The organism is Chachezhania sediminis, from assembly GCF_009765275.1.
GTDB classification, from domain to species: domain Bacteria; phylum Pseudomonadota; class Alphaproteobacteria; order Rhodobacterales; family Rhodobacteraceae; genus Chachezhania; species Chachezhania sediminis.
Window position 1 is genome coordinate 227,318 of record NZ_VOPH01000006.1, and the last position, 8,843, is coordinate 236,160.

An 8,843-nucleotide genomic window follows, 5' to 3' on the forward strand; every position below is an offset into this window, starting at 1 on the left:
CTGGTGGTGGTGTCGAGCGACATGGCCGCAAGCTATCTGATATACCGAATAGCGCAAATCTTTCTGTGCTCCGCCAGAAAAAAATCGAATAATTTGGGCAAAATTTTGGTTGCTCCGCCTAAAATACAGCGGATTCCGCGGTCCGGAAACAAGAAAATCGCCCTTTTGTTTATGATCAAAACCCGATTCTTAGGTGAATCTTGAGGTTACTGGCAGGCGGCTGCGAAAATTGAGGTCAATCGATCATGTCTACTTGACGAAGGGGTCTGAACGCGTGTTCTGGTATATCAAGTATGCAGTGCGCCGCTTCCGGCCCTGCCACACGACACAGGAGATTCTGGATGACGGCCTCGATTCCCGGCTTGGTCCTGCACAAGGACGCCGCGCTGCGCCAACGGGCGGCACATGTGATTCCGGGCGGGATGTGGGGGCACATGCGCGCGGCGGCGGTGCCGGCGGGCTATCCCCAGTTCTTTGCCGGGGGCTACGGCGCGATCGTCACCGACGTGGACGGCAACGATTACATCGATTTCATGTGCAGCTGGGGTCCGATCATCCTGGGCCACAACCGGCCAGAGGTGGACGCGGCCGCCCGCGCGGCGATGGACGCGGGCGACATCCTGAACGGGCCCAGCGAACATGCGGTCGAACTGGCGGAACTTATGGTCGACACCGTGGCCCATGCCGACTGGGCGCTGTTCCAGAAGAACGGATCGGACGCGATGACCACCTGCGTGACGCTGGCGCGCGCGGGCACCGGCCGGCGCAAGGTGCTGGTGGCGCGCGGCGCTTATCACGGGGCGGTGCCCTGGTGTTCGCCTTCCGTGCTTGGCGTCACGGCCGAAGATCGGGCCCACCTGGACTATTTCGACTATAACGACGCCGCCAGCCTGGAAGCCGCGGTCGAAAAGGCGGGCGACGACCTAGCTGCTATCGTTGTGTCGTCCTTCCGCCATGATCTGGGAAAGCGGCAGGAACTGCCGGCACCCGATTTCGCCGCCGCCGCCCGCCGGCTGGCCACGGGAAGGGACGCGGCGCTGATTTTGGACGACGTGCGCGCAGGGTTCCGCCTGAACCTGGCCGGCAGCTGGGAGGGCGTGGGCATCCGCCCCGACCTGACCGCTTTTTCCAAGGCCATCGCAAATGGTTATGCGCTGGCCGCCGTCACCGGCAACGAAAGGTTCCGCATGGCCGGAGCCGAGGCGTTCTTTACCGGGTCGTTCTGGTACGGCGCGGCCTCGATGGCGGCAGCGGTCAAGACTATCGATATCCTGAAACGCGAAGACGGCCCCGCGCGGATAAACGCCGCCGGTATCCGCTTTCGCGACGGGCTGATCGCCGCCGGGGCGCGGAACGGGTACACCGTGGACATGTCCGGCCCGCCGGCCATGCCGATGATGCAGATCGCGGGCGACACCGATCACCGGATGGCCGAGGCGCTGTGCCAAGCGGCCCTGGCCCGCGGCGTCTATCTGCATCACAAGCATAACATGTTCCTGTCGCTTGCGCATGACGACGCGGTGATCGACCGTGCGCTGGCCGCCATCGACGACGCATTCGCAACCCTGGCCCGCGACGGACTTGCCATCGCCTGACCTCCAGCCCCGAGGGATTTGACCGCCATGCCCAAGACCACTTTCCCCTACCCCGAAAACGGCCCCCACGCGATCCGGCCCTGGGCCGTCCGCAAGGGCCACGGGGACGAACATTTCCTGTCGGACTACCGCTATATGGGGCCGCGCGAGGACCCGGACCTGCCGGAGGCCTTCGTCTACACGACGGCGATGTCCTTCGACCCGGGCGAAACGGTGGAGTTCCACGGATCGTCCACGGCCAAGACCTGGAACCTGCAGATCTACCGTGACGGCCATGTGCCGGAAATGGTGCACGAGGCCTTCGACCTGCCGGGCCGGTTCACGCCGACTTCTCCCACGGCCTACATGGACGGCTGCGACTGGCCGGTGGTGCACAGCTGGACGATCCCGAAGGACCAGAGGCCGGGTTTCTACCTAGTCGTGACGTCCTGCGTGCGTCCGTCGGGTGAACGCTTCCTGTCGCACCATTTCGTTGTCGTGCGGGCCACGCCGGAGACACAGCGGGGAAAGATCCTGCTGATGCTGTGTACCGGGACCTGGACGTCCTACAACGACTGGGGCGGCGCGAACCATTACTTCGGGACCTGGGGGCCGAACGGCAACGAACCGTCGCCGCACCTGTCGCTGCACCGGCCGTGGACCCGGGGCTTGCTGTGGTTGCCCAAAGGCGCCGCGCGGGTGGCCCAGCCCCACGCGCCTGCGATGAACGACCTGACCGGTTATCCGTCGAAGGAATGGGGCTATTCCCAGGGCTTCGGCCAGTACTACGCCGCCGCCGGCTGGGCCCAGTTCGACCGTCACTTCGCGGTCTGGGCGGAAAAGGAAGGGTACGATTTCGACATCATCACCCAGACCGACCTGCACTACCGGCCGGAAATCCTGGACCGTTACAGCTGTCTGGTGACGGTGGGCCATGACGAATACTGGTCCTGGGAAATGCGTCAGACGGTAGAGGACTTCGTCGAGAAGGGCGGCAATTTCAGCCGCTTCGGCGGCAACTTCCTGTGGCAGATCCGGCTGGAGGATGACGGCGCAAGGCAGGTCTGCTGGAAGGTCAAGGCGCCAGAGCACGACCCGATGGCGAAGGACCCGGCGACGAAACACCTGGCGACGGCTTCTTGGGAAAGCGGCATCGTGAACTGGCCCGGGGCGTCGACCACGGGCGTGAACGGCTGCCACGGCATGTATGCCAGCTGGGGCGGGTTCGCGCCGCGCGGATCGCGCGGGTTCACCGTCTACCGGCCCGACCACTGGGCCTTCGACGGGACCGACCTGCGCTATGCCGACGTCTTCGGGGCCGAAGCCGGGATCTTCGGCTACGAGGTCGACGGTCTGGATTACACCGTCACCAAGGGCTTGCCGTACCCCGTGGCGGCCCCCGGCGTGCCGGACAATATCGAGATCCTGGCGATGAGCCCCGCGACCCTGTTCGAATACGAGCACATGGGCCCGGGCTATCGCTATTATGTCCGGGATTCCGATCTGGTGGGCCTGGCCGAACTGGCGGAACCGCCCTACGAGGAGGCGCGGCGCAACTTCCAGTACGGCGCTGGCATGGTGGTCAGCATGACCCGCGGCAAGGGGGAAGTCTTCTGTGCCGGGACCTGCGAATGGGTCATGGGCCTGACGCGGCGGGACAGTTTCACGGAAGAGATCACCCGAAATGCGCTGGACCGCTTTTCGGCGTCCTGATCGAAGACATCCGCCCTTCCGCGACCGGGCGGGAGGGTGGGCGCTCCGGCCGAACGGGCAGCGGCCGCCCGCAGTCCTGAAGAATGGGGCCTGAAGAATGGGGCCCGACAGCGGGGTCGTCCGCTGTCCGGCCAAGCAGCCTGCCAGTGCAGGATCCGGAACGCCGTTCCGAAAGGCCCGCGAGGGTCCCGGTCAAAGCGCCCATTCCGATCCGCGGGCGGCTGTGACGCCATTTGGAACATTGTTCCAAACGGCCCGCGCCGGCATATCATTCCTTGCGCTTCTTCCGTCCCGCGGGTGCCGGTGGCTTTGCCTCGATCCTAGCCAGGTGCATGCTCAGCGCCCGGCCGCCTTCGATCAGGTCCATCTTGATCGCCTCGCGCAGGGCATAGGCGTCGCCGGCTTGGATCGCGTCCAGGATGTTCAGATGCTGGTGCCGGTCCGCATAGGTGGGCGCGGCCTGCGGATACAGTTCGGACAGGGTCGGCCCCAGCCGGATCCACAGGCCTTCCAGAACTTCTGTAAGGGTGGGCATTCCCGAATGCGCATAGATTCCGAAGTGGAAATCGAAATTCGCCTGCAGTGCGGTGGTCCAGTCGCCGCTTTCCTCGGCCTCGCGCAGGGCGCGGTGGGTGTCGCGCAGCTTCTCCTGCACCTCCGGTGTCAGGTGGGGCAGGGCCTTCTCGGCGGCCAGCGGTTCCAGCTTCATGCGGATGTCGCGGAGTTCCAGGTATTCCTTCGCGGTCAGGCGTCGCACGCGGATATAGTACCGCGGCCGGATCTCGATCGCGCCGTCATGGGCCAGCTGGAACAGAGCTTCGCGCACCGGGGTTTCGGATGTTCCCATCTGCTGCGCCAAATCCCGCACCTTCAGGCGTTCGTGCGGCTTCAGTTCCGCCCGCATCAGCGCGGTGCGCAGCCGCAGATAGACGGTCTCGGACAGCGAGCCCTCTTCGGTGGCCGGTTCGACGGGCGTGCCGGCTGCGGGATCGGCGGTCAGCATAGATGTCCTTCCTGGCCTAGGCGTCATGGCATCCCGCCCGCCTTGGGGCGCGGTGGTGCACAGACTGCCCGCATCGGCCGGGGTAATCCAGTGCCGCCGGTCATCCGTGCGCAACTGCGTGGGGGTCGTGTCGGGCCGCGTGGCGTTCCGGTCAAGCTCTTGCCTCTCTCTGCCTCCGGGATGCCGACAGGATTTGACCGGTTGGTCAAGATTTCGCGTTGCGGGCCCAGATCTGTCGTCCACCATAGCAAATTCCCATTCAAGATATATCAAAATATGCAGAAAATGCACTGCATTCGCGAGAATCTATTGATTCTGGCCGAAGATGGGTCGATTGTCGCGTAATATGATATATCCGAAACCAGATCCTGCGGGGACCCGGAATGCCCGAACCATCCAATGTCAGCCTTGAAGTCCTGAAGGACCGGGCAAAGTTCATCCGCACGGAAACCGTCCGCCTGTCGCGCATTGCGGGAGCGGGGCATTATTCGTCGACCTTCTCCTGCGCAGAGATCCTGTCGGCGCTCTATTATTCCCAGCTGAGGATCGAACCGTCGCGCCCCGACTGGGACGACCGCGACCGGTTCGTCATGTCCAAGGGACACGCGGCCATCGGGCTTTACCCGGTGCTGGCGGACCTGGGCTATTTCGACCCGGCGGAACTGGAAACCTACACGAGGCTGGGTTCGAAATACGGCGATCACCCGGACATGAAGAAGGTGCGGGGGCTGGATTTCTCCTCCGGTTCGCTTGGGCACGGGCTGTCGGTGGGTCTTGGCATCGCGCTGGCCGGGCGGGTGCAGAAGAAGAATTACCGCACCTATGTCCTGCTGGGTGACGGAGAGATGGCCGAAGGCCAGATCTGGGAAGCGGCGATGGCCGCCGGTCACTTCAAGGCCGGCCACCTTGTGGCGCTGTTGGACCGCAACGGTCTGTGCATCGACGGTCATACCGAGGACATCATGTCGATCGAGCCCATCACCGACCGCTTCGCCAGCTTCGGCTGGGGCGTGCAGCGGTGCGACGGGCACGATCTGCCCCAGGTGCTTGATGCCTTTGCGCGGCTGCCGGACGGGACGACCGGCAAACCGCAGGTCATAGTCTTTGATACGGTCAAGGGGCGAGGGGTCAAGCGCATGGAAATGTCGCTCGACTGGCATGTCGGAAACCTCGTGGGCGAGGACTACGACGACGTGATGGCGGAACTGGACGCCGGATTGAAACCCTATGAAGTGGAGCCGGCGGAATGAGCACCGAGATGCAGAACGAGGCCGAGATCTTTCGCGGCACCACTGAAGGAAGCACCAGTTTCAAGGACAGCCGGTCGGTCCGCGGCACGCCCAAGGCCGGGATGCCGGCCTTCGTTCTGGGCGAGGAACTGGCGCAGATGGCTGCGACCGACGACCGGATCGTGGTCGCCACGGCGGACCTGGCGTCGGCCAACCGCACCAACGACTTCCGCGAGGCGTACCCGGAACGGTTCTTCGACTTCGGCATCGCCGAGAAGAACATGATCACCTCGGCCGCGGGCATGGCCGCCTGCGGGCTGGTGCCCTATGTGGCGACCTTCGCCAGCTTTTCGGCCATCCTGGGCGCGGAACAGATCCGGACCGATTGCGCCTATCCCCGGATGAAGGTGCGGGTCGTGGGCACCCACTCCGGCATGTCGATGGGGTTCTACGGCACGTCTCATCACGCGCTGGAAGATCTGGGGATGATGCGCACCATCGCCGATCTGACGGTGGTCTGTGCCACGGATGCCAATCATCTGCGGGCGATCCTGCGCGTTTCGGCCGATCATCCCGGGGCCATGTACATCCGCCTGGGCCGCGGCCGCGATCCGGTGGTCTATGACACCGTACCCGACATCACCATCGGCAAGGCGATCCGCCTGCGCGAAGGCACCGACCTGACGATCATCGCGACCGGCAGCCAGGTCCGCGCCAGCCTGGATGCGGCCGAGGTGCTGGCCGGCAGGGGCCTGTCGGTCCGGGTCGTCGACATGCACACGATCAGCCCGCTGGACCGGAAGGAAATCGCGGCCGCCGCGCAGGAGACGAAAGCGATCCTGACCGTCGAGGAACACAACATCACCGGCGGACTAGGCACCGCGGTGGCCGAGGTGCTGGTCGACCTGCCCCGCGTGCCCTTCCTGCGCCACGGCGTGCCGGATCGGTTTGTCGAGGTCGGGCCACCGGCGGCGCTTTATGCCCATTACCGGCTGGACGCATCCGGACTGGTCGCGGTCGCGACGGAGTTCCTGGGGCTTTGAGCCCCTCCGCGCCGGGGCAGGTCCTGCCCCGGGCCGCGCGGGGCACCCGCAGGGCCCCATGCCCTTCTAGGCGGTCTTCTCGTAGCCGCCGTTATAGGCTTCGCTTTTCCGGCGTATCTGCGAATGCTCGACGATCCGTTCGCGCGCGATGCCGCGGAATTCCTCGATCGAGGAAAAGCCCTTGCGCTCCAGATATTCGGCCATGTCGTCCTTCAGTTCCTGGATCAGCCGGACGCCGATGCCGCCGCTGCCCTTTTCCTCCATCGCCGCGGTGCAGACCTGCAGGTTGCCGGCGCCGTGCACGATGAAATTGAACGCCTCGTGGAACCCCTTGATGCCGCCGATGCCGGAAATCGCCTTGTCCGGGAACGCGCGGGAAATGTCCGAAACCCGCTGCAGCGCCTGGTTCAGGATCGCCAGCCCGCCCTGGCCGCCCGAGGTGACATAGCCGTCGACCTCGACCTCGAACTTGAACGTCTCGGGGTCCATCAGGGGGATCGACGGGAACGTGTTGCAAAGCGAGATCGACGCCGCGCCCGAGGCATAGGCGACCGCGGCCGCATCGACCAGCGTCGATGTCGACGGCGTCAGCTTGACCCAGATCGGAACGCTGACCGCGCTGGTCACCGCCTGCAGGATGGATCTGATGATGTCTTCATCGTTGGCGATGTTCGCGCCCATGTCCTTGCGGTCCATGTGCGGGCAGGACAGGTTCAGTTCCAGCGCGTCGCAGCCGGCATTCACGCAGGCGACGGCCAGCTTGCGCCAGTTGCTCATCTCCTCGACATTGCCGGCGCCGGCCATGATCGATGCGATCAGCATGCGGTCGGGATAGGTGGTCTTGATCTCCTCCAGGTCCGGCAGCCACAGCTCCAGCGGCTGGTCCGAGATCAGTTCCCAGTTCCACGAGGAATGGGACACCGTATCGGCCCGCTTCATGCGCGAGACATAGGGTTTGTCCTCGCTCGAACGCTGGAAGATCGTCCGGGGACCGGCCACGTTTTCCACGGGGTGCAGGCCGATCGTCTTGGTGACTACGCCGCCCCAGCCGGATTCGAAGGCCTTCAGGATCTTGCGTTTGCTTTCCGTCGGCGGCGCAGAGGCCAGGACGAAAGGGTTAACAAAATCGAGACCCGTAAAATTTGTAGCAAGATTGTTCGGCACAGCAGACCCAGTCTTTTGTTCGCATTCCGAAGCGTCCGCATGAGACGTTGGAAAGTCAACATTCTTTCGCACCTGCCCGTAAAACACGCGCGATTAACACGGCATGTAGGCCGGAGTTCGCGCCCGGACAGGCCGGATCCGGCAACCCCGGTCGAATTCGGCCGGCGCGGCACCGGGATCAAATCCCGGTGCCGCGCCGCAGCCCGTCCGCCCGGATCGATCGGGCAGGGCCGGTTCAGGCCGCTGTGCAGGGCGCAACCCTGCGGCCTGCGCGCCCGTTCCGGCCACCCTGCCTGCCATCCCTGCCGCGTGGCACGGTCCAGGGACGGGGACGTATAACATGTTCCCATCGGCATCCCGCGGCGCGCTTCCACCCGCAATAGCGGACGCCGGGTCCCTTCGGAGGGAGCCCAAACGACGTTCGCAAGTGCAGTTGTGCCGAGAGCTTCAATGCCACGCCACCGGCCCGAACATGAAGCGTTTCAGACGTCGATCTGATCGGTAGCGGGGGGCTTTCGTCCGGGCCGCGATGTGTCTGCGACAGGATCCGAAGATCCGGGGGGAAACGGCGGCGTCGGCCCTGCCCTTGCGATGGGACACCCAACTGGGACGGCGGGCTGTAGTCCGGGTGGAACGATGCCGGAAATGCGGGCGCGGCGCGGATCGAAAAGCGGGTCGGTTGGGGAGAGTGCCGGTAGGGCGTCGTGTTCGTGATCGGGCGGATCTGGAACATGACTCTTGAAAATTGCCGGGAAGCCGGCGCGTTGCGATGCGGGATGCCGTGGGCCGGATTGGCCACCGCGGAACCATCGACACGCTGGTCCACCTTAAACAGAGCGTTCCGGTCCATTGGACCGGGTTCCCCCGACATCCAAATGGGCTCTGGCAGGATCGCGGACGGGGCGATGTGCGGTCAGGCGCTTTCCCGGGCCGCTGCGTCGGGGGGCGGATGCGGGGCGTCCCGACCCTGCCGGTCTGACATGAACCGGCCGACGCGGCCACGGGTCGCGGGCCATGGCAGGCGCCGTGCGAAACCCAGCGGCCAAGCCTGACGACGGTACTGCCGTTCGGTGACGGCGGACCCAATTCCGGAAACAGGGAGTGACAAGGCATGGAC

At 64.9% G+C, this 8,843-nt stretch carries 6 protein-coding genes; 4 read left to right on the plus strand and 2 right to left on the minus strand.

Annotated features, from left to right (window positions below; all coding sequences use genetic code 11):
- Positions 1 to 341 precede the first annotated feature (341 nt).
- Both FQK05_RS18515 and FQK05_RS18520 read left to right on the plus strand, forming a co-directional pair.
- Positions 342 to 1,595, plus strand: a complete 1,254-nt coding sequence (locus tag FQK05_RS18515; protein WP_158969635.1) for an aminotransferase class III-fold pyridoxal phosphate-dependent enzyme — start codon at positions 342 to 344, stop codon at positions 1,593 to 1,595.
- 27 nt (positions 1,596 to 1,622) lie between these two features.
- On the plus strand, positions 1,623 to 3,287 hold the full coding sequence (locus tag FQK05_RS18520) for a N,N-dimethylformamidase beta subunit family domain-containing protein (protein WP_158969637.1): 1,665 nt from the start codon (positions 1,623 to 1,625) through the stop codon (positions 3,285 to 3,287).
- Positions 3,288 to 3,555: 268 nt separating this feature from the next.
- On the opposite strand, the gene FQK05_RS18525 is transcribed toward FQK05_RS18520, so the two are convergent.
- Positions 3,556 to 4,290 carry a GntR family transcriptional regulator gene (locus FQK05_RS18525; RefSeq protein WP_158969639.1) on the minus strand — a complete coding sequence of 245 codons (735 nt, stop codon included), beginning with the start codon at positions 4,288 to 4,290 and terminating at the stop codon, positions 3,556 to 3,558.
- 383 nt (positions 4,291 to 4,673) lie between these two features.
- On the opposite strand from FQK05_RS18525, the gene FQK05_RS18530 reads away from it, so the two are divergent.
- Both FQK05_RS18530 and FQK05_RS18535 read left to right on the plus strand, forming a co-directional pair.
- Complete coding sequence (locus FQK05_RS18530; RefSeq protein WP_158969641.1) at positions 4,674 to 5,540, plus strand: transketolase; 867 nt, start codon at positions 4,674 to 4,676, stop codon at positions 5,538 to 5,540.
- Complete coding sequence (locus tag FQK05_RS18535; protein WP_158969643.1) at positions 5,537 to 6,562, plus strand: transketolase family protein; 1,026 nt, start codon at positions 5,537 to 5,539, stop codon at positions 6,560 to 6,562. Before FQK05_RS18530 ends, FQK05_RS18535 begins: the two co-directional genes overlap by 4 nt.
- A gap of 66 nt (positions 6,563 to 6,628) precedes the next feature.
- Here the strand turns inward: FQK05_RS18535 and FQK05_RS18540 are convergent, their stop codons facing one another.
- Positions 6,629 to 7,726, minus strand: a complete 1,098-nt coding sequence (locus tag FQK05_RS18540; RefSeq protein ID WP_158969645.1) for a tRNA-dihydrouridine synthase — start codon at positions 7,724 to 7,726, stop codon at positions 6,629 to 6,631.
- Between the last annotated feature and the right edge of the window lie 1,117 nt (positions 7,727 to 8,843).

What these genes read in the sequence shown, in the direction of transcription:
- FQK05_RS18535 (WP_158969643.1), top strand. Translation starts at nt 5,537, where the DNA reads ATGAGCACCGAGATGCAGAACGAGGCCGAGATCTTTCGCGGCACCACT.
- FQK05_RS18530 (WP_158969641.1), top strand. Translation starts at nt 4,674, where the DNA reads ATGCCCGAACCATCCAATGTCAGCCTTGAAGTCCTGAAGGACCGGGCA.
- FQK05_RS18520 (WP_158969637.1), top strand. Translation starts at nt 1,623, where the DNA reads ATGCCCAAGACCACTTTCCCCTACCCCGAAAACGGCCCCCACGCGATC.
- FQK05_RS18515 (WP_158969635.1), top strand. Translation starts at nt 342, where the DNA reads ATGACGGCCTCGATTCCCGGCTTGGTCCTGCACAAGGACGCCGCGCTG.
- FQK05_RS18525 (WP_158969639.1), bottom strand. Translation starts at nt 4,290, where the DNA reads ATGCTGACCGCCGATCCCGCAGCCGGCACGCCCGTCGAACCGGCCACC.